The organism is Arthrobacter sp. TS-15 (assembly GCF_006964045.1).
GTDB lineage: Bacteria > Actinomycetota > Actinomycetes > Actinomycetales > Micrococcaceae > Arthrobacter.
This window is the reverse complement of sequence record NZ_SDXQ01000059.1, coordinates 1-21,693: the sequence shown is the minus strand read 5'-3', so window position 1 is coordinate 21,693 and position 21,693 is coordinate 1. Positions and strand designations below refer to the sequence as shown.

The window sequence follows — 21,693 nt, the reverse complement described above, 5'->3', positions numbered from 1 at the left end:
AGCTGTACCGGATAAGCAGGAACAATGGCCCTGCGCTTGACCGCAGCTGAACGGAACGCCGGCTTCTCCAGGATGCTCTCGCTGCGAGCATTTATGAGCTTGGACCCGATCTTGGTGTCCTTTGCCCAGGACGGCACGAGACCCCACTTTGCTATCAGCAAGCGCCGGTCAAGGGTCCCTTCGTCTAGGCGTTCGGCAACGATCGGGACGTTCTGGGTGGGGGCGACGTTCCAGCTCGGCCCGGGCGGGCTGCCTTCAACTTCCTTGGCCTCGAAGTGGCTCAGAAGGTCGCTCGTTGCCTTGGACATCACGTATCTGCCGCACATGAACCCATTCTGCCCTGTGGCAATCTCTTCGGGGTCGTGACGTGGTGGTCGTGTCCAGGCGGTCAGGTGGTGCCGCCAGTGGCGTCTGTATAGTCCGCATAAACTCAATCCCATGAGTACAACGACGGCACCTCCGGAGACCAAAACGGAGGCACCGCCCCGCAAGGGATGGGTATGGAGAACAGCGCACCACCCTGTAACCCGGAGGGTCTGCCTCACCGTCTTATGCACCTACCTCATTGTCTTCCTAGTGGCTATTACTGTTCATGCAGTCGTCCTGTTTTCGCTGTGGAAGTGGCCTTCTTCGTCCTACGACTGGGGTCCACTTATTGATCGTTTCGTTACGAGTCCCGCAATGGCAGGCCTATTTGCTGTCATTGCTGCGGTGATCGGGGCGTGGTCTCTGAACAGACAGCTGAAACACACAAAACAGAAGACTGAAGATGATGCGTGGTGGGAACAGTTTGAGTGGGTTACGGATCGGATCGTTTCGTCGGGTGAGGAAGATGCTGACAAGGACGCGAAGGCCACGGAACGACTGCCGAAATCGTTGGCTTATAACCTCATGACAGCGCTTTCGAAGTCTGCGCGGGCGGACTTCCAGAATGCTGCCGTGGCCGGGATCTTCGAGCACTTCTTCAGAGACGCACCTTCTCTGGAACGGGACGGATCCGAAACCTCAGACGGGCCGCGCATGGACGCCACAGAAGCAGAATCCCTTCGCACCCTACTTTCAGTATTACCGGAGGACTCCCATTCAAGCAGGACCGCACGTCGTGCGCTGTACTCCTACGACTATGAAGAAAACGTCCAACGGGCTCTGCGAGACAGTTTTGAATCCGTGCATTCAAACTTTTCCCTCGCCGATCCCCGGGCAGATGCCCTAATTGAATCTGGATCATGCAAGCTACTTGTAGAAGTGAAGCTATCTGTTACCGGAATACTCCCACTTGTGAACACCGGCAACCGCCTTCACGAGCTTAAGAATCAGATAGGCGCATCCGGTGCCGTCATCATCACCCGTCCACCGGCACTGAAAGCTCACACTGGCAAAGCCAAAGAACTTATCAGGGATTTGAGCATCCAGGGCGTTCATCTTGTTGAGTGGGACCCCGCAGAAGGTTCGCGTGCTTTGCAGCAGAAGATCACGGCCTTTTTCCCGGATATATCCAGCTAGATAGAATCGTCGGTAACAAGGCCCTGCACAGCGTATTGCTGTGCAGGGCTCTTGTTTGTGCGGCTCTAGCGTCCGTAGTCGGACTCTTGTCGACGGTGTTGGTCCGATGCTCGATGCGTAGTCGCTACGGTGGCGGCCGCCGTGGCCGCCACACCGGGCGACTGCGGGAATGACGCTTTCATGAGGCGTTGCATTTTCTCCAGCCGTGGGTCGAGGCCCTGGCCGGGTTCGGCCTGCTGTGGTTCTTCCGGTTTTGATGCGTCGGCCATGAGCTGGTCGATACGTGCCGAATTCGCCTGCGCGGCTTTCAGTGCATCGGCGTGCTTGAACGGCTCAGCCATTGCTTTCTCGGCTTGCTCTACACGAGCGAGTGCTTCCTGACGTCGTGTTTCGACCTCAGCGGCGAGCCGTGGCAGGGATGAGACCCTGTTTTCGAGTTGTCTGATCGTTCCAAGGTCAGCTGAGAGCAGACCCTTTCGCGATATTTGGGTTGTGGCTCTGGGTACGCCTTCGACGCGGACTTCCACTGTCGCGTGGTCCAGTTCCCGTCCGGGGACGAGCTTGGCGCGGAGTTCATGGCCACCAAGGATAGCGATGGTGCCCAGCTCGTCATATCCGTAGAGGTTCATGAGCCGGTGTCCCTGCCTGCCTGCCCATGCCCGGAGAGCTTCGGCAGCATCATTCCTGCTGTCAAAGGTCTGGCCGCCGATGGTGGCTTTGAAGGCATCCGCGGTGGTGTCCACGGTCCGGGCCACCGCGGCGTGGATCAGCGGCAGGTCCTGGGTTGCTGCGTCAGCCGCTGATTGCTCTCCACGTTTGGTGTGGTTCACCGCGACCAGGTTGCGGTTGTACGCCCGGTCCAAACGGGACAGGCGGGCCAGTTCCTGGTCCGCGACGGCCTTTTCCAGCACCAAGGGGTTTCCGCTGGTGATGGCTTTGGCCTGGGCGAAGTTCAGGGTGTTGTCCCCGATGTCTTCGATTTCCCTGACGTCGAGACGTCCGCGCATGATCTGGTTGATGAACCGGGATTTCCGTTCCAGCCCTTGCCACATGAAGGAATCGAAGGACTCCTTGGTGACGACTTGGGAGATACGGACCTCGGGGTTCAGGTTGCCTTGGCGCAGGATGCGGCCGTGACGTTGCTCGACGTCGGCCGGCCTCCACGGGGCGTCCATGTCCACCAGGTGCACGGCACGCTTTTGAATGTTCGTGCCGACACCCATTTTCGAGGTTGAGCCAACGAGCACGGCGATTTGTCCCGAACGGGCGGCTGCGAACAGGCGGCCTTTCTCGTTGTCGTTCTTGGCTTCGTGGATGAACCGGACCATGTGTTCGGGCACGCCCCGGCGGCGGAGTTGGTCTCTGAGTTCGCCGTAGACGTTCCACTTCTCCGACGGCGTGCCGAAATCACAGAAGACCAGCTGCAGGGCACCGGGCACAGGGTCCGGTTCCCCGGTGGAGGGGTCCGTGTAGATGCGGTCTTTGTGTTCTTCGTACACGCTGGCCAGCAGGTCGGCTGTGGTGCTGATTTTGGTGGGTCCGTGCTGGAACAGTGCGGGATCCACCAGCCTCATGTCCAGGGCGGCTTTGCGGCCGTCCGAGGAGACTTTGAGCATGTTGTCTTCCTCAGAGGCCACCAGTCGTTGTTGGATGGCGTCGACACGGTTGCCGATGTCCTGAATGTAGTCACGCAGCTCAGGGCTTGGTTCGACGGCGAGCATGTTCGGCTGGCGGAGCCCGTCCCCGTCCCGCGGGGCGAGAGCCGGGACCGGCAGTTTGAGGTCTTCGGCGGTTTTGACGTCGGCGAAAGTGTGGAACATCTTCAGCAGTTCGGGGACGTTTTGGAACTTCGCGAACCGGCTCTTGAGTTTGAACCGGTCACCGCCGGCTACGGAGAGTTCCATTTCCTCAACGACCTGCCCGAACGTGGCGGCCCAGGTGTTGAAGTCCTTGATCCCTGCTGCCTGGAGCAGGTCCGGGCGCAGGTAGCGCTGCATGACGTACATTTCCGTGACGGAGTTCGCGATCGGTGTTGCCGTGGCACCGGTAATCACGCGCCGACCTTCCCGCTCGCGCAGGAACTCGGTCTTCATGTGAAGATCGGATGCGCGAGCTGAGCCTGTAATCGCGGCACCGGGGATGTTCGACGGTGTTTCCAAGTTCTTGTAGTCGTGCAGCTCGTCCACAACGAGGTAGTCAATGCCGGTTTCCTCGAAGCTGATCCCCGGATCGGCAGGGCTGTCCAGCTTGGCCTTGAGGCGTTCTTCCTGCGACAGAACCATCTTTTCCAGGCGTTTGACGATGCTGGCGTTGGCACGGCCGTTGTCCTGCCCATTGTTCTTGGCCGCCTCCAGGTCAGAACGCATTTGGGCGATTTCGCTGTTGATGTAAGCGGCCTCGGATTCCGGACTGAGGCTCACACGCTGAAACGCTGTACGGGTCATGATCACGGCATCCCACTGGTTCGCCGCTGCACGGGCAACGAACTGCCGCCGCTTGTCACCGGCAAGGTCAGCTGAAGAGGCGGCGAGGATCCGCGCCTGCGGGTAGACCTGGAGCCATTCACGGGCGAACTGTTCAAGCATGTGGTTCGGGACGATCACGGCAGGCTTGTTCACCATGCCCAGTCGGCGCAGTTCCATCACGCCCATGACCATCTCTGCGGTCTTGCCGGCCCCGACCTGGTGGAACAGGCCGACAGCTGGTTCGGAGAGCATCCGCGCCACGGCTGCACGCTGGTGCGGGCGCGGGGAGAAGTCCTTGGCCATACCCGGCAGGGTCAACCGCTCCCCCTCGGTGCTGTAGTCCCGGAGCACGATGGAGTTGAAGCGACGGTTGTACTCGTCGATGAGCCGGTTGGCGCGTTCGGGTTCCTCCCACACCCATTCACTGAACCGTTCCTGCAGCAACTGCGCCTTTTCCTGCGCGGCTGCAGTCTCAGTAGGGTTCAGGACCCGGCGCTTGTCTTCGCCTTCGTCAGTGACGCGCACGGGCCTTTGTTCGAGGACCTGCTTGAGGACGTCCGAGGCGGGCATCCGCTGGGTGCCCCAGTTACTCGTGGCCGCGAGAGTGTGCCGGTTGGCCTTGACGTCCCACATCGACCCGGCCGCGCTGGAGACAGTGGCATAAGGGTCGTTGAGGATTTCGCGAACGAACTCCTGATGGGTTCCGGCGTCGATCCAGACAGCACCAAGGCGTGCTTCCACTTCGTCCATCCGCAACGGTTCCGGAATGGCCTCGGTAAGGGCCTGGACGTTGGCCTTGAACCGTTCGTCAGCAAGGGCGGCGGCCTGGGCGATTTCCAGCTTTTCGCGAACGTTCCCGGAGAGGTATTCCGCCCGGGTCTGGAAGGTTTCGTCCGGTCCGGGCACTTGGTAGATGCTCTCCCCCATGGCCGCGCGCGCTTCCTCGCGGCTGATGCCGAGCAAAGAGGCGGCGTAGTCCAGATCAACCTCACCCACGGTGTCGAGCGTGACAGTGAGGGCTTCTTCAGCAGTGTCGACGCCGAGGACAGGTCGGCGGGGCTGGACTTGGCGGCTGGTCAACAAAGCAGCCGGGGTGGCGGTCTGCGTGGCTTCATCGAAGTTCTCGAATGCCTTGACCAAAGGCCCGAACGGGTCACGGCCGAGGATGGACACGGCCCTGGGTGTGCTGCGGGCCTGGATGGGCTCCCGCGTCTCTTCATCGACGCGTCCGGTGGGCCGGAGGGTGAAGCGGTTGATCGGCCCGTAGGTGTCTACGTACTGGCCGTAAGCGGCCTTCAGCTCGTCGCGGAGCGTGTCGATGTCGGCGGTGTCGTCGCGGCTGTCGGCTTCTGCGGTGAGGAGCTTCCGTCCGGCGTCCCTGAGTCCCAGCAGGGCGCGGAGTTCGGCGGCTTGGGTTTTGGGAACGGCGAGTTCGGTGTGTGAGCCGTTTTCGACAACGGTAAAGCCGTTGTCCTTGGCGCTGATGTGGCCCTCCCATTCCGTGGCTGCTGCCGGGACGTAGGCGGCTCGTTGGCGTTCCTGTTCTGCGGTGCGTTCGGTGATGACCAGTCCAGCGGACTTGGCTTCGGCCACAACGTCGGCCAGCACTGTTTCCAGGCGTTCCGGGACGGCGGAGAGGTCATCAGTGGTCAGTTGGAGGGTTTCGGCCCCGTACATGCCGTGGGCCACGTGCAGCTCCCCCAACAAGCGCTCGGGGTGCTCATCGAAGTAGGAGTTCAGGCGGGTGATGCTCCCGTCGATCCTGCGGGCGCTGACGGTTTCCCAGAGTGTGGAGGCCGGTTCCTGCCCGGGTTCCCTGCGCCGGAAGATCAGCAGATCGGTCATGGCGTCGGTGCCGGCTGCTTTGCGGTGCGAGCCGGTGGGCAGGCGGACGGCACCCACGAGATCGGCCAATTGGTTCATTTCCCGGCGGGCTGCCGGGTTCGTGGCGTCCAGGGTGAAGCTGGATGCCAGCACGGCCACCATGCCGCCCGGGCGGGTCAGTTCCAGGGACTTGAGGATGAAGTGGTTGTGGATCGAGTGTCCCCCGGCGTTGTGGCGGGGATCGTGCAAGGTGACGTTGGCGAAGGGCACGTTGCCAATGGCGAGGTCGAAATGGCCTGTGGGCAGTTTGGTGTCCGCGAAGGACTCCGCCCGGACAGTGGCCTCGGGGTAGAGGGCTTGGGAGATGGCGGCGGTGGTCGGGTCCAGCTCGACGCCGGTCATTTCGGCGTTCTCGGGGGCGAAGCCGATGAAGGTTCCGACGCCGGATCCCGGTTCCAGGACGGTGCCGCCATCGAAGCCGAGTTCCTGCACGGCCTCCCACATGGCCTTCACGTAGGCGGCGTCGGTGTAGTGGGCGTTGATCGTGGTGCGGCGCGCTGCGTCGTACTGGGCCTCGGTCAGGAGGCTGCGCAAGTGTTCGCGGTCCCCTGCGTATTCCTCGCGGGGTTCATCAAAGATTTGGAAGACGCCTTGCGCTCCCCAACTCCCCCACCGTGCCAGCGCCGTCTTTTCAGTTTCTGTGGCTGGCCGGTTCTCGGCCTGCAGCGTTTGAAGCACCTCGAGGGCTTCAAGGTTCGCCCTGATGCGACTCCGCGCACCGGACGGCGCAAGGTCATCCTGGGAGACGGGCCTGAAGCTGGTCCGTGTCCTGCTTAGAGCTGTCGGCGCAGTTCCTCCGCTTCGGCTTTCCAATCCAGGTATTCCTTGATGCTGGGGTTCTCGTACTCGTCCTCCTCGTCCTCCGTCTCCGGGGGCGACAGCAGTTCGTACCGGACCATCTCCTCGGCCTGGTTCCGGGCCGCGTTCAACCGGCCCAACTTCTCCAGAAACCCCTCCCCTTTCGGGTCCTGGCCCGCGATCTTGATCTGCAGCTCGTCCACTTGTTCCTGGGCCTGCTCCCCCAGATTCGTGAAGAACTCGTCCGGGTTCTGTATCTGGCTGTAGCGCGTCGGGCTGGCTATCTTCCAGGCTTCCTGAGCCTGCCTGCCGTACTTGTTCATCACGGTCCTCCTCTGGTGCCGCCCACAGAGCCTCGAAGCTCAGCTGGCCAATAGTCTGCTTCTTACGTCCCGCCATGGACTACTCCCCCTGGTGACCTTCTTCTGCATCGAAGGTCACGCTAGCGGGGATCGAAGGTATTCGCTTGTCACGGCCGATTCCCACCATGATCTGCTGGGATGTTCACTTGAGGAAAGCTATCAAATAAATATCAAAATGATATCAAGTTGAATGCATCCCGTTAGGGAATGGGCTCACTCATAACTGTCGCGGACCTGCTCCAAGCCAATCCTCAGAGCTCGCAATGCCATGGGATGCTTTTTCCTTCCCTCCAGCTTTGCTACTACAGCCAACAGATCAACCAACTCGCGATCCTCGTCGAAGCGAAGGAGCATTGTCCTGGGATTTCCCTTATCCCTGGAATCGCTCAGTTCGGGAGTCACCTTCGGCCTCACTGGAGCATTGCGGTCAATACCCACAATTGGTTGTGCAAGCAAAGGCTCCGCTCCATTGCCGAAAGCCTCGATCGCTTCGTCCCTGGCTCTATCCGACGCGGAACGCTTCTTGATTGCCACTAGCCCATCAACTCCTCTACCAACCCGCGAATCTCCCTCGCCGCCTTTGGGTTCTTCCACTCAACGACGCCAAGCCCCTCCCCCACGACATCCCTGTAAGCCTTCCTTTCGTACAGGACCGTCCTAAGCGGCTCGATGCTGGGGTAGTCAGACAGGTATTCCCTTGCATCAGCGCTCTCGGACTCAAAAGCGTTGGTTGACACGCGCGTTAGGGCACCACGAACGCGCAATTCCGGGTTGAAGTCACGCGCTGTTTCAATCAGTTTGTCAACAGTCACGAGGGTATCCAGATCGAACTGACTCGACTGAGTGAGGACCAAGAGCTGATGCGCTGCAGTCATAGCCGTGCGCATTTCTTTACTGTCCTTCCCCGCGACGTCAACCAAGACGACGTCGTATCCCTCATCAAGTTCACGCAGGGTCTCATGCAAGCTGCCAAGCTTTTCAACCACGAAGATACGGGGCTGATGGCCTGCCTCTTCCCGGTCCACAGCCCACCGCGCCGTGGAACGCTGGCGATCACCGTCTACGACGGCCACCCGCCTCCCCCGTTTAGCGAGCTCTACAGCAAGATTCGTGACGACAGTGGATTTCCCTACGCCACCCTTTTCACTTCCAACGACAATGATCATCCTTCCAAACTAGCGTCAGCAAGGTATCAGATAGCTAGCGACACGCTAGCTCTTTGATATCACTTTGGTAGTGATATCAAAAAACTATTACTATCAAAGTGATATCAAACAGATTGACGACCTAGGAAACGCTACTCTGCGGCGTTGAATGGACGCCGGCCAGCATCCATACCAAACCACTAGCACTTTGATACTGATCTGATACCACAAGCCGCACCAGCTCCAGGGCCCACAGCGCATCGCGCCTCAGGTGACCCCTGCCCACAAGTCAACCAATCATGCTGGGAGTGGCTCAATCGAAGCATCAAGCCCACACTGAGCGAGAGCGGAAATGATACTAGCTTGATATCACTATCAAAGTGATATCAAACTGACTCATATCAAACGAAGCGCTACTCTGCGGCGTTGAATGGACGCCGGCCAGCATCCATACCAAACCACTAGCACTTTGATACTGATCTGATACCACAAGCCGCACCAGCTCCAGGGCCCACAGCGCATCGCGCCTCAGGCGACCCCTGAGCCAGGTAGAGCACCTGAGGCTGTGGTTTGGATATTCGTTTGCAAGCATTTCAGTATCGTTTCGATAGCATTTGAAAGCCGAAACATGAGCGCCGCGTGGACAAGTGAGAGGGGATTGGAGAACTCATCTAGCTTAATGTCAGGATTTCCTGACATCGATCTAGATGGGCCTGCCATCCTGGCGAAGGCGTAGAAGCACAGAGAGTTGGCCACCAATGAGATGGGACATGCGAGACGGGCTTCACGAGGGGAGTCTCAGCGCCATCATTCCAGACGGCCGTGTCTCTGAGGATGTTCGTATGGGTGTTGTCGCAGTGGAGGGTATATCCGGAGACTTTCCGCGCCACCCACGCATCAAGACACACGAAATGGTGCCTGACGATCAAATCGTGGGATGGTGTGCCGCCTGCACGTGCGGTTGGAGAGGCCCTCGCTGGTCCAGAGTTGATACGTCGCGACGGGCGGCTCTTTCGAAGCGCCTGGCGTACCTGCCCTCACTTGGCTTCGCTGTGCCCTCAGTCGCCGTCGAAGAAGCTCTCCGTCTTGAATGGGAAAAACACGCCTTTCCCGCTGCAGCCATTTCGGAACTTAGTGCCGCCGTCAGAGCAGCCGAAGAAGCCGCACGCCGTGTGGACAGGGGAGTGGCCTCTGCAAGGAGAGCCGGTGTGTCTTGGGCGCTTATCGGTTCTGCCCTAGGGATAAGCCGCCAGTCCGCGCATGAGAAGTGGAGTCCGTAACAACGACTCATCTAAAGGACAACACGCCATCCACTGTTGCGACGCATTTGCTCTTTTTTTGGCGACGTCCGGCCACCAAGCACAATCACACACGCTTATGCTGCATGCCAGATACTCTCGTCATCTGGCGGTATCCAGTGATCTTCTCGATCCGGGTCAAACAAATCGACCTCTTCCAAAGTACGGTCCACAAAGCGATCTAAATATGCGTGCCAAGCAGCTCGGTCCCGACGGTTACGGCTAACTTGGGCTTGATATTCCTCCAGTACCCCCAGCCGGACAGCAAGACCGCCGAGGCTAATTGAGGTGGTTCTCCATTGGCGTCCGATTCTACGAACCATGCCCATGGCTTCCATTTCTGCCAGCACCTTCGTCGTGGCATTACGGCTGATACCAGTCAGCCGTACGAGGTCGGCAGTAGTGGGGGAGTATCGACCTCGTTCGATGGCCTCATAAACGAGTGCTGCTGAATCTCCTAGCGCCCGAAAGACAGGGCGAATCGCGTGCACTCTTCCCTTTCTCCAAGTCAATTCACGGGCAAGTTGCTTGAAGTGCTCGGGCAGTTGGACCAGGTAAATGTCGGCGGCCTTGCGCCTTGCATCGGCAATCTTCGTGACAATCCCGTCTGATTCTTTGGCCAGTACGGGCAGAAGCCTTGCGATCGTCACGTGGTGTTTGCCCATGGCGGCAGCCAGCGTGCGGCAGCCCACATCCAAGACATCAGTTTCTTTTGCACGCATGTAACCCAGCAATCCGCGCATAAGAAGCCTCAAGCTCAGGCCTTCCCGGCCACGAGCTTGAAGGCGATGGTCTAGTACCGCGTAGACGATGTTCTCCAGGTCGTTAACGAGCTGGTGGATCGCGCGACGGCTAGAGGTGTGTGCCCCCCCTGTGAGCTTTGTTGGGCTTGTGTTGTTAATAAGGGCAATCTGTTCCCTTGATCTAGATGCTGGAGTTTTTGGCTTTGCAGCGTTGACGTAGGTCTGCGCTTTGGTCCACTCGAGTGCCAGTAGCCGCTTCTGCTTGTTGGCACTGCTGTAGAGAGCAGCGAGCCCGGGGAATTGCCCTTTGAGTTCGTTCTCCACCTGTTCTCGGGTCCAGCCGCAGGCCGCGAAGTGGTTTAGGACGGCCATCCGGGCCTCAGAAGGGCTCTTGTACCGCGAGGTGTCGTAGAGCCCTGTACGGGCGATCCTGCGTAGAGGAGAGTCGCCGCCGGCGTTCGGCGGCAGCGACAGACCAGCTGATGTGCGCTGAGCGGAGGCTGTCTTGGCTTGCCGTGCTTTGCGCGCCTGGAGGCGCTTCAATTCCGGCGCGAGAGCGGCCTTGAGGGCCAACACCGCTAACGGTGGATTCCTTCGACGCAGGTAGTCGTATGCAACAGATAAAGGGGTAATAAGCGTTTGATAGCCGCCCGACTTGTGACGGGATCCTGGGACGCGGATACAGCCATCGCTTAAGTTCTGGTGAGGGCTGGGGTCCAGGCTCGTGGATCGCAGAGCCAGTGCCTCGACAAGCTCGCGGGCGGCAGGCCCATCCAAGCGTTCCCGGAGCGGGATGTACAGGTGTCGGCCGCCGCTCGGAGAGAAATCTTCTATGAATGCCAGGCCACATTCCTGAAGCAGTTTGCCCAGTCGAAGGGCGTCGGCGTCAACGACCTCTTTGAGGGCTTTCGATGTATCAAGATCCAAGCACAAAGTCGCGACACGGCCATCTGCCCCGTGGATCATGACCGCCGCCGGACGCTCGGGCAACCGTCTGGTGATCTTGGCACGGTGAGTCGGGCGCGGGTACTGGAACCTGGATCCGATCCATCTACCGAATCTGAGTGAGGGTTCCCCGGCTATGAGAGGAGCAAGAGCCCAAGCCTGCTCAGGGGTGGTTTGAGGGGCGACACTCGCAAGCGCGTGCGTTGACGCCGAAAGAGCATCCGGTACCATAAAGGGCAGCAGTTCCTTTTCTTTTAGGTAAAGCAAAGGGCACCCACAGCCTGTGGGTGATGAATAGTTCAGATCTGGCCCCGCCAAGAACTGGATCTGAACGAATACTTAGACGAAGGCCCGCCACGTGCGGGCCTTCTGCTTTTAACTTGCCCTAGCGATAGGCAAACTCCCCTGGTTTGGGTCGTCGAGCTTGTTAGGGAGACCGTTGTCGCGATCAATGAGCGCACCAACATAGTCACTCAAAGACAGTCCGTGCGCGTTGGCTGCCTCATGGGCGCGCTTGTGCTGATCCGGGTATAGCCGCCCACGCAAGGCGACACGATGACCGTCCAGCTTTGGAGTGGTGTACTGAGGATTTGCGCTCATGCTCCAAATCCTTGCTTAATCTTCGGGCCGGTACCGGTATCGTTCACGGCGTGTCGCCAGTAAGAACACTTAATGTCCTAGCAAGTAGTCCTTCAGTGCCGCCAACAGGCTCTCTAAGCGCTCTGGCTGGATCGCGAATGTGACAACACGGCCACGTCGTTGTCCGGCCGGGGCATCCGCGGTGACCAAGCCGGCTTCCTCTAGTGCCCGCAGGGCTCGCCGCGCCGTGTTGGAGTCTGTCCCGAGTTCTCGGGCCAAGTCCGCGGCTCCGGTAGGGCCATGGAGTGATAAGTGGCGCAGGATTGCGCGCGAGAACATCGTCCCGAAGGATTCGATGGCCATCTCTACGTCCCTCGGGAGGGCGCTAGGCGGGCGAATGTAACGGGGCATCCCATCATTTTGTCACTTCCTACCGTTTCTCTACGTTTCTTGATAGACAACATTTAATGTCGTTTTACGGTAATGTCTTAACCGTGACACAGGCAAGAGACTCACATGAGACGGCATGCGACTGGATGTCCACATGCTCGAGGCTCTTGACAAGCGTTTTTGTCGAAAACTGTGGACAATGCGGGCTGTACCAATCGATGGAGTTAAGTCGGTGGCGGCTGGTAAGTGTTGAAGCGATGTTCCAGGGGGAGGGCAGAGTGCCAAAGGATCTGTATTTGTATTCGTGGACGTCCACGGCCTTGGAACGTGCATTGTTCGATCAAGTGCAGAAGCCTAGAACGGCAGCCTGCGGGGCACGTTCGTGATGGGTCGTAAGTCACTACGCTTGGTGGCACTTGTTGCCATCCCCAGCCTGTTCTTCGGGCTGATCTTCTCCTTCATCCTGTTGCTGGCCCCGGCCAAGCCCGCTGCTGCCGATTGCGGCCCTGTGTCCGTTGTTGTTGACGGCAACACAAAGGTTAATGGGTATTCCGCTGAGCAGTTGAAGAACGCCGCTGCTGTCATGGGCGCCGGTAAAGCGCTGAACCTCTCTGTAAAGGGCCAGACCATCAGCATCATGGTGGCCCTGGGGGAGTCAGGTCTGCGTGTGCTGGACTACGGCGACGGTCCCGGCCCGGACTCCCGTGGTTTATTCCAGCAGCGCGACAACGGCGCGTGGGGCTCCTACACGGACCGCATGGACCCGACTATCAGTGCTACGAACTTCATCAAGGCACTGCAGGCCGTACCGGGTTGGGAGCTGCTTGAGCCGACGATTGCCGGTAACAAGGTCCAGCGCAACGCGGACCCGTATCACTATCAGAAGTACTGGCCCGAAGCGGTCAAGATTGTCCAGGCGCTCTCGGACGGGAAGTTCTCCGTTGAAGGCGGCGGCTGCGGGATCCCGGGGAAGTCCGGTGCCGGGGATGACTACCCGTGGAAGGACTCTCCGACTTGGTTGCAGGTCGGGGCAGGCTCAGCTGCGGCTTCACCTTTGGGCATGTTCTACCGCGAATGCGTCGACTTCGCCTTATGGCGGGTCAACCAGCAGATGGGCTCAACCAGCGCACCGTTCAAGTACCTCAACGGCAACTTCCGCCCGGACGGGCAGGGCCTCGGTTCTGCTTTGACGTGGAAGGCCGGCTGGGACGCCAAGGGCTGGCCCACCGGAAGCTCGCCCCGCGTTGGTGCCGTCGTCTGGTACGCACCGGGCACCGGGGGATCGGACCCGACGTTCGGTCACGTGGCCGTGGTCAAGGAAGTCAAGGACGACGGGACCTACGTCGAAGAGGGCTACAACGGCAACCCGCCCCCGGATGACCACAACTACTACACCCGGACCGTCAAAAGCAGTGTCCCGTCCGCGTTCCTGTACCTGCCCAACCAAGAGGAGAAGAAGTGAAAAAGCCCCTGGCCCTCATTGCAGCGGTAGCTCTGCTGTGCGCCGGATGCGCACCAGCCTCGAACACCACACCGGCACCGACGGAGACAACGGCCACACCCTCGGCCCCGGTCTCGCTGAGTGTCGACAGCGGCCCACAGGCACCGGGCGGAACCGTGCCTCCCACTATTGGCATCTCCTGGGATCAGGCCAGCAAGGATCAGGCCGTGGACGTCGCTCAGAAGGCCATGGCCGACTTCGCCCGCCCGACCGTAGGTGACCAGCAGTGGGCCGACGATCTTGCCCGCTGGCTCACCCCGCAGGCCACCGCCGACTACTCAGCGGTGGACCCGGCCAACATCCCAGCCAACCGCGTCACCGGCCCAGCCAAGCTGACCGTCGATGAATCCAACGGCTACGGCGTCACCGCCACTGTCCCGACCAACGCCGGGACCTACACAGTGCAGCTGCTCCGCACGGGCAAGGACGCGCCGTGGAAGGTCAACCGACTGACACCACCAACGTCCTAAGCGCCTAACCCCTCTTCACCTCTCACACGTAAAGGAAGAAAGTTCATGGGTACAACACCAACTGAGGTCCTGGCCTTTCCCAACATCAAGGCCATCGTCCGCGACAACGGAACCGCCGAAGTCGTCGTCGCCGGTAACTCCCGCGTCGTCCCCGACGGGGACACCCTGCAGGACCTCCGCAACAACGCTCTGGCTCTCGTTGTGGGCGAAGCAAAAACCTTACAGCGCCCGGTAAGGGTCCAGATCGAGGACCCCGAAGGACACGGCGAACTGATCGTCCACCCAGACAACAAGATCGAATCCGTCTCCTACGAACCGCGCCCGGCACGACGCCGTACGCAGGCCCCCGCGACCACGCCCGAGACCGCAGCACCGGCCGTCATTGAAACAGTCCCCGTAACGTCCCCGGAACCGATCCCTGCTCCCGCACAGCCCGCGACCGTCGAACAGACGGCAGCGGCAGTGGACCGTCAGCCGTGGCCGCCCACTCCCGTGGATCCCGAAGTAAACGCCGACGTCCCGGCCGCGTCTGAGGTCACCAGCTCGAACGGGCAGCGGATCACCGATGCGGAAGTGCCGCAGGCAGCTGTAGCCGCGTCGGAGGAACCTTTGACCCGCCGCAGCTTGAAGGAAACCTCCTTCCTGGTCAGCGCTCCGGTGCTGGAACCCGCAACACAGGGCTGGCGTGGAAGCCTGACCCGCCTTGGATTCCGGATGGATCCTTCTGCCGAAGAACTCTCAGAGCGTGAAGATATCCGCACGGTAAGCCAGCACTGGCCCGGTCCGCGCAAGATCGCTGTCGTCAACCGCAAGGGCGGTGCTAACAAGACGCCCACCGTAGTAAACCTCTGCGCCGTCTTCGCCCGCTACGGAGGCGGCCCGGTGCTGGCGTGGGACAACAACGAGTCCCAGGGCACTCTGGGTTGGCGCACCGAACAGGGACCGCACAACGCTAGCGTTCTGGACTTGGTGGACTCTTCGACCAGACTCTTGTCCCCGGAAGCAAACAGCGCCGATCTGGCGCACTTCGTGCACCACCAAACGGCAGACAAGTTCGACGTGCTGCGCTCGGATGAGAACGAGGAAGGCGACCACGAGGTCACCGCCGAGGAAGTTGATATCGTCCACCGCGTCGCCACGAAGTACTACCGGATGATCGTCATGGACTCCGGCAACACAGCCCGGTCAGCCAACTGGCGGCGCATGATCCACCACACGGACCAGCTCGTCGTCCCGGTCACTGCCATGGAAGACCGCGCCGAAGCCGCCCGGTTGACCCTGCAGACGCTGGAATCCCGTGGTGGCCACGACGCTGAACTGGCACGCAACGCCGTCGTCATCGTCTCCGAATCCACAGATGCTCGGAGGGGCATGACCGGCGACGCCCTCAAGCGGGCAAAGGCCGAAGCCCAACGGATCGCTGACGGGTTCGCCCCATTGGTGCGCGCCGTTGTCCGCATCCCCTACGATCCCGCTCTGGTCAACGGCCCCATCCGCTACGAAGCTCTCCAGCCCGCAACCCAACGGGCATGGCTGGCCGCAGCGGCCGCCGTCGCCAAGGGCTTCTAACCCATCCACACCGACTGAAAGAAAGGAGGAACCATGCAACTGTCATTGAACCCCTGGGTCACCAGCCCGGCCGAGAGCATCGAAGAAGACACAACCGATGTGCACGTCCCGCCCGCTGCTGTGATCAGCACACCACTCAAGGGCATGGTCGAACCTGACACCGCAGATCGTTTGGCCAGCCGCACCATGACCGGTACTGCAGCCCTTTGGGTTGTCGGCAGCCATGGCGGAGCCGGCGAAAGCCGCACAGCAGACCTGCTCGACGGGGCACGCCCCACCGGGCACTGCTGGCCCGTCCTGCAGAACGGCAGCAAGCCCCGCGTGCTATTGGTCTGCCGCGCAGACATGCGCGGCCTCACAACAGCTCAAAGCGCCCTGACCCAATGGGCCTCAGGAGCCGCACCTGCTGTAGACCTGCTCGGCCTCGCCGTCCTCGCGGATGCGCCGGGAAAGACACCCAAAGCGCTCCGCGACTTCACGGCCATCGTCGGCGGGGGAGCGCCCCGCCTCTGGACCCTTCCCTGGGTCGAGGCATGGCGGCACGGAGACTCCACCGCCACACCAGCAGCCCGTGAATACCAACGCTTCATCACCGACGTAACTGCACTGGTTACCGAAACCAACCCACACACCACCCATTGAAAGGTCCCACCATGAACTACGCACTTCCCTCCGGCGTTATCCCCAACCCCACCCCGGTCGTTCCCGCCGAAGCCGGCGGACTGCTCACCGTCCTGAACTGGGCCTCCGGTATCGGCCTTGTCCTGGGTGTTCTCGGCGTCATCATCGTCGGCATCACCATGGTCATCCAGCTCCAGCGCGGCGAAGGCGGCCAGTCCCTCGCCAAGCTCGGCTGGGTCTTGCTGGGCTGCATCATCATCACCGGTGCCGCAGGCATCGTCCGCGCCTTCGTCTAAGCCAGCACCAACAACGGGAGGTTCACCTTGAGCCAGTCAACAGAGAGCACCACCGAAAGCAATCCGTTCACCAAACCCGGTTTCATCATTGCTGCCGCGCTGGTGGTCGCGCTGATCGCAGCAACCGTCGTGATCTTTCTGCTCCCCAAAGGGGAGGGAAACGCCCAACCGGCCCCAACAGGGTCCAGCAGCCCGGCCACAGCCATACCCAGCGGTAGCGCTGCGGCAGGCAAGAGCGTTTGCGGCCTGCCTGCCAGCAAGGAAACAGCGCTGGGTTCAGCGCCCAAGTCCAAATGGGAGCTGGTCGGAACCATGGCCGTCCCGACGGATCCTTCAACTGCAGGACCTGGCACGGCAGGTAAGGACGGTTTGCGTTCGTGCTTCGCGCAGTCGCCTACAGGGGCTCTCTATGCCACAGCAAACATCTGGGCAGCTTCGTTCAACGGCTATGCAAAACAGGTCTACCTGGAACTTGCCGCTGACAGCCCAACCCGGGACAAAGCGGTAAAGGCCATCAACGAGGGCAAGGACGTCGGCGGTGGCAGCGCTCCGAAGCTCCAGATCGCAGGCTTCATCATCCACTCGTATTCGCCAACGGCGGCAGTTGTGGAACTTGCTTTCAGGACCGAGGACGGCGGATACGGTGCACTTTCAACATCGCTGCTCTGGGAAGCCGGCGACTGGAAACTGGACATGCCCGCCGCAGGCGGAGGAACTGTCCGTCAGATCAGCGACCTGAGTTCATTCATCCCTTGGACCGGGGTCTGACATGGCATGTGAAGTCTGGGACTTGGCCTGCAAAGCCAAGGAAGGTGCCGGGGAAGTCGTTGCCGGGATAGCGGACGACACCATCAACAATCTTGCTAAGGCCATCATGGAGGGGATGAGCCAGATGGTGACGACTCTGTCCACCTTCTGGGTCTCCATGCCCACGGTGAACCTGACGAGTCAGGGCGGTTCAGAGCCAAGCCCGGTTGTTTCCGTCGTCAACAGTGAATTGATGCCGTGGACGCTTGCCTTGGCCGTCCTTGCGGTGATTCTCGGTGGCATCAGGCTTATCTGGGAGCAGCGCGGCGCACCACTCAAAGACCTGCTTCGTTCCCTCATTACGCTGACCTTGGTTTCAGGCGTGGGCTTGGGAGTCATCTCCATTCTGGTGATTGCGGCAGATGCACTGGCAGTGGCCGTCATCAACCGTTCCACGGACGGCAAGGGCTTCGCCGAGTCAATGAAGTTACTGGTCCTGACGAACCAGACAGGTATCGGCGTCTTTATCCTGATTGTCCTAGGGCTGATTGGTTTGATCGCATCCCTTGTACAGATAGTCCTCATGGTGGTGCGCAGCGGCATGCTGGTGATCCTTGCGGGCATCCTTCCGACCACAGCCTCGTTTACCAACACTGAGATGGGTAAGCAATGGTTCCAGAAAGCGGTTGGCTGGACTATCGCCTTCATCCTCTACAAACCAGCCGCCGCAATCGTGTACTCGGTCGCGTTCCTGCTGATGGGTAACGGAGACGGCAAAGACGCACTGATTCAATCCATCACCGGCTTCACCTTGATGGTCGTGGCTCTCTTTGCGTTGCCCGCCCTGATGCGCTTTGTCACACCGCTGGTTGCGGCCGTGGCCTCGGGCGGTGGCGCAGGGGCAGGTGCTGCTGTTGGGGCCATTGCCACAGGTGCCGTGTCGCTTGGCCGTGGTGGGAGCGGCAGGGGCAATGCTTCACCTACCCCGTCATCGTCAACGACCACGCAGAGCACTCAGAGCACGCACACCGGCAGTTCGCCAAAGGGCAGCGACGGAACATCCGGCCCACGTGGCGGGGGAGGGCAGCCTATCCCTGGTGCCACGGGTCCGGGTGGAGCTGCTGGCACGGCCGCAGCAGCCAAGGCCGGCACGGCAGGGACCGCTGGAACTGCAGGAGCGGCAACTGGTGCAGGCGGCGGGGCGGCAGCGGCAGGAATGAGCGGCGGAGCAGCTGCAGCTGGTCCGGCTGGCGTGGCTGTAGCTACAGGAACAAAGGTGGCGTCCGCGACGTCACAGGCAATCGAAAAGACCGCGCAGGATTCAACCGGGGAGGGCCCCAGTGGCAGCAATTAATACTGAATACAAAGAACCGTCCTACGGGAACTGGCGCGTACCGCGCTCAGCCGGTTTGGCCAACCTCGGCGCGATCGGCACCGCAATTGTCTTCGCCGGTCTACTGATGGGCATCATCAGCTTCGCCATTTGGGGCCTCTTCGTCGGCCTGGGCGTTCTTGCCTTTGCCGGGGTCAGTGCTCTGCTGCTGACAGTCAAGGACAAGCATGGCCAGTCCGTTGTTGACCGCGCTGGAACCCGGCTGGCTTTTAGAATCTCGCGCTCCTCGGGGACGAATCTCTACCGTTCCGGCCCGCTCGGCGTAACTCCGTGGGGCATGTACCAGCTCCCTGGACTGGCCGCGACGTCGACCCTGTACGAATTCACTGATTCCTACAAGCGCCCCTTCGCCCTGCTGCACGTGCCCACCACGAACCACTTCACCGTGATCTTCTCCACCGAACCTGACGGGGCATCCTTGGTGGACCCGGAGCAAGTCGACGCGTGGGTCGCTAACTGGGGTGGCTGGCTCGCCGGACTGGCTGATGAAGCAGGGCTCGACGCCGCAGCCGTCACCATCGAGACCGCCCCGGACTCCGGTTACCGCCTGCGGAACGAAGTGCTGATGAACATCGACCCGAACGCACCCGAGTTCGCCCGCGAAATGCTCCACGAGGTCGTAGACACGTATCCGGAAGGATCGGCAACGGTCCGCGCCTGGGTATCACTGACGTTCAAGTCCGCTATCCGTACCGGGGCAAAGAAACGCTCTCCGGAAGAAGTCGCCCGTGACCTTGCCTCCCGGATCCCCGGCCTCTCGGCGCGGCTGCAGTCCACGGGCGCCGGCATCGCCCGTCCGACGACAGCACAGGAACTCTGCGAACTCGTGCGGATCGCCTACGATCCTCCCGCAGCGCTGATCATTGATGAAGCCCATGCGGCCGGTTCCCCTGTCTCCCTGACCTGGGGCGAGGTCGGACCCACCGCGCACCAGTCCAACTGGGAGAACTACCGGCACGACAGCGCTTTCTCGGCGTCATGGACCATGACAGGTGCCCCGCGTGGATCGGTGAACTCTTCGGTTTTGTCCCGGCTGCTGGCCCCGCACGGGGACATTGACCGCAAGCGCGTGTCCCTGCTCTACCGCCCGATGGATTCGGCTCGGGCCGCTGCCGTGGTGGAACAGGATCAGAACAACGCCAACGTCCGTATCACTTCCGGAAACCGGCCATCAGCCCGTGCCTTGGTTGATGCCCGGTCAGCGCAACAGACCGCGCAGGAAGAAGCAAAAGGTGCCGGGCTGGTGAACTTCGGTGTGGTCGTCACGGCCACCGTGACCGACCGGGAACGCCTTCCAGACGCTGTGGCTGCTGTGGAACAGAGTTCCGGCAGCGCCAGGTTGTTGCTGCGTCCCGCTTACGGGTCACAGGACACGGTGTTCGCCGCGTCCCTGCCTTTGGGCCTGGTGCTGCCCGAACACAGCATGGTCCCGTCCGAGATTAAGGATGCACTGTAATGGCCCTCCCGAAACTCTTTACTCGCTCCTCGAAGCACAGCACTACTCAGGCCAAGGCCACGCCGAAGAAGGCGGAAAAGCACCCCCGACCGGCAGATCCGGGTGCCCGTGGCTGGCCGGGTCGCGGCGGGGGCATGGCCCAGCTCGTCCCCTCCGTGAAGCAGTACCGGGGAACAACCGTTCAGGTCTGCGGGCTGTGGCCGTTTTCCTCCGGTGCTTCCTCACCCATGATCGGTGTCCCTATGGGACGTCACGAGGAAACACAGGCCACCGTCTGCTGCGACCCGATCAGCTGGTTCCAGCGCGCCCGGCTGATTTCGAACCCCTCGGCGTTCATCCTGGGCAAGCCCGGGCTGGGCAAATCCACTGTCGTCCGGCGGATGTTCATCGGGCTCTCCGCACAAGGAGTCCACCCCCTGATTCTTGGTGACCTCAAAGGAGAACACGTCAAAGCCGTCAGGGCACTCGGCGGGCAGGTCATCCGGCTCGGCCGCGGCGTTGGATACTTGAACATCCTCGATCCTGGTCAGGCTGTTGAAGCCGCCCAGCTCCTTGAAGACAACGGCCACCATGAAGACGCAGCGCGCGTCCGTGCCGACGCGCACGGCCGCCGCCTGACCATGGTTGTTTCGCTGATCACGATCAGCCGGAACAACCCGCCCACCGATCAGGAACAAACGATCCTGGACCGCGCCTTGCGCGTCCTCGATGACCGCTTTGAGGGTATCCCGGTCTTGAAGGACCTTCTGGACGTGATCGTCTCCGCTCCTGACGAGCTGCGACAGGTCGCACTGGACCGTGGCGACATGAACATCTACCTGCAGGAAACACGGGCACTGGAGGCAACCCTGCTCGGTCTGACCGGTGGCGGCAAGCTGGGAGAAATCTTCTCCCGCCAGACCAGCCAGCCCATGAAGCGCGACCGGGCCGTGGTCTTCGACGTCTCCAGCATCGACGAGACCGAAACGGACCTGCAGGCCGCCATCCTGCTCGCGTGCTGGTCCTACGGATTCGGCACGGTCAACGTTGCCAACGCCCTCGCGGACGCCGGTCTGGAACCGCGCCGGAACTACTTCGTAGTCCTGGACGAGCTATGGCGTGCACTGCGTGCCGGCAAGGGCATGGTGGATCGCGTGGACGCCCTGACCCGATTGAACCGATCCGTGGGCGTCGGGCAGATCATGATCTCCCACACCATGTCTGACCTGCTGGCCCTGCCGGCAGAAGAGGACCGGATGAAAGCCCGCGGATTCGTCGAACGCTCCGGCATGGTCATCTGCGGCGGCCTCCCCGCCTCCGAGATGCCCCTGCTGACCTCCGCCATTCCACTGTCCCGGCAGGAACAGCAGAAACTCATCGGCTGGCAGGACCCGCCCGCGTGGGACTCACGCGGTGTCGACGTCGAACCCCCGGGCCGGGGAAAGTTCCTCATCAAGGTCGGTGGCCGTCCCGGGATCCCCGTCCAGGTCGGACTCACATCCTTGGAGAAAGGCCCCGAAGGCGTCAACGACACCGACGGCAAATGGCA

At 61.1% G+C, this 21,693-nt stretch carries 18 protein-coding genes; 10 read left to right on the top strand and 8 right to left on the bottom strand.

Translation table 11 applies throughout. The annotated features are described in order from the left end of the window. A partial coding sequence (locus EU811_RS21085) for an SOS response-associated peptidase family protein (protein WP_238703498.1) occupies positions 1 to 308 on the bottom strand: 308 nt, incomplete at its 3' end. A gap of 268 nt (positions 309 to 576) precedes the next feature. Here EU811_RS21085 and EU811_RS21080 point away from each other — a divergent pair. After that, positions 577 to 1,503 (top strand): hypothetical protein, encoded by a 927-nt coding sequence (locus tag EU811_RS21080; protein ID WP_238703496.1) that lies wholly within the window; start codon positions 577 to 579, stop codon positions 1,501 to 1,503. Positions 1,504 to 1,568: 65 nt separating this feature from the next. Here EU811_RS21080 and EU811_RS21075 read toward each other — a convergent pair whose 3' ends face one another. From EU811_RS21075 to EU811_RS21045, 7 genes are all read right to left on the bottom strand, one after another. Continuing rightward, positions 1,569 to 6,530, bottom strand: coding sequence for a helicase-related protein (locus EU811_RS21075; protein ID WP_238703495.1), 4,962 nt, complete (start codon positions 6,528 to 6,530; stop codon positions 1,569 to 1,571). A gap of 95 nt (positions 6,531 to 6,625) precedes the next feature. Then, positions 6,626 to 6,973, bottom strand: a complete 348-nt coding sequence (locus tag EU811_RS24395) for a TnpV protein (protein ID WP_238703494.1) — start codon at positions 6,971 to 6,973, stop codon at positions 6,626 to 6,628. Positions 6,974 to 7,225: 252 nt separating this feature from the next. Beyond that, positions 7,226 to 7,546: a hypothetical protein gene (locus tag EU811_RS21070; RefSeq protein WP_142940230.1), complete on the bottom strand. Its 321-nt coding sequence runs from the start codon at positions 7,544 to 7,546 to the stop codon at positions 7,226 to 7,228. Then, positions 7,546 to 8,178 (bottom strand): AAA family ATPase, encoded by a 633-nt coding sequence (locus EU811_RS21065; protein WP_142940229.1) that lies wholly within the window; start codon positions 8,176 to 8,178, stop codon positions 7,546 to 7,548. Before EU811_RS21065 ends, EU811_RS21070 begins: the two co-directional genes overlap by 1 nt. Before the next feature lie 1,354 nt (positions 8,179 to 9,532). Continuing rightward, entirely contained in the window at positions 9,533 to 11,125 is a 1,593-nt protein-coding gene (locus EU811_RS21055) for a hypothetical protein (protein ID WP_238703493.1), read from the bottom strand. A 393-nt stretch (positions 11,126 to 11,518) separates the two neighbouring features. Next, entirely contained in the window at positions 11,519 to 11,743 is a 225-nt protein-coding gene (locus EU811_RS21050; protein ID WP_090825828.1) for a hypothetical protein, read from the bottom strand. A 69-nt stretch (positions 11,744 to 11,812) separates the two neighbouring features. Next, positions 11,813 to 12,061 (bottom strand): ArsR/SmtB family transcription factor, encoded by a 249-nt coding sequence (locus EU811_RS21045; RefSeq protein ID WP_238703497.1) that lies wholly within the window; start codon positions 12,059 to 12,061, stop codon positions 11,813 to 11,815. A 436-nt stretch (positions 12,062 to 12,497) separates the two neighbouring features. Between EU811_RS21045 and EU811_RS21040 the strand changes: the two genes are divergently transcribed. From EU811_RS21040 to EU811_RS21000, 9 genes are all read left to right on the top strand, one after another. Then, positions 12,498 to 13,574, top strand: coding sequence for a CHAP domain-containing protein (locus EU811_RS21040; protein ID WP_142940234.1), 1,077 nt, complete (start codon positions 12,498 to 12,500; stop codon positions 13,572 to 13,574). Further along, positions 13,571 to 14,083, top strand: coding sequence for a hypothetical protein (locus EU811_RS21035; protein ID WP_142940226.1), 513 nt, complete (start codon positions 13,571 to 13,573; stop codon positions 14,081 to 14,083). Before EU811_RS21040 ends, EU811_RS21035 begins: the two co-directional genes overlap by 4 nt. Positions 14,084 to 14,128: 45 nt before the next feature. Continuing rightward, positions 14,129 to 15,652, top strand: a complete 1,524-nt coding sequence (locus EU811_RS21030) for a chromosome partitioning protein ParA (RefSeq protein ID WP_142940225.1) — start codon at positions 14,129 to 14,131, stop codon at positions 15,650 to 15,652. A gap of 33 nt (positions 15,653 to 15,685) precedes the next feature. After that, positions 15,686 to 16,294 (top strand): DUF6668 family protein, encoded by a 609-nt coding sequence (locus EU811_RS21025; RefSeq protein ID WP_142940224.1) that lies wholly within the window; start codon positions 15,686 to 15,688, stop codon positions 16,292 to 16,294. A gap of 11 nt (positions 16,295 to 16,305) precedes the next feature. Continuing rightward, positions 16,306 to 16,569, top strand: a complete 264-nt coding sequence (locus EU811_RS21020) for a hypothetical protein (RefSeq protein WP_142940223.1) — start codon at positions 16,306 to 16,308, stop codon at positions 16,567 to 16,569. 27 nt (positions 16,570 to 16,596) lie between these two features. Further along, a complete protein-coding gene (locus EU811_RS21015; protein WP_142940222.1) occupies positions 16,597 to 17,337 on the top strand; it encodes a hypothetical protein in 741 nt (246 codons plus the stop codon). 1 nt (position 17,338) lies between these two features. Then, the gene (locus EU811_RS21010) at positions 17,339 to 18,670 is read left to right on the top strand and encodes a hypothetical protein (protein ID WP_142940221.1); all 1,332 of its coding nucleotides are present in this window, start codon (positions 17,339 to 17,341) and stop codon (positions 18,668 to 18,670) included. After that, on the top strand, positions 18,657 to 20,165 hold the full coding sequence (locus EU811_RS21005; protein WP_142940220.1) for an SCO6880 family protein: 1,509 nt from the start codon (positions 18,657 to 18,659) through the stop codon (positions 20,163 to 20,165). The genes EU811_RS21010 and EU811_RS21005 overlap by 14 nt, the downstream gene beginning before the upstream one ends. Then, the coding region (locus tag EU811_RS21000) for a helicase HerA domain-containing protein (RefSeq protein WP_202979335.1) at positions 20,165 to 21,693 on the top strand (1,529 nt) is incomplete at its 3' end. The genes EU811_RS21005 and EU811_RS21000, both read left to right, overlap by 1 nt.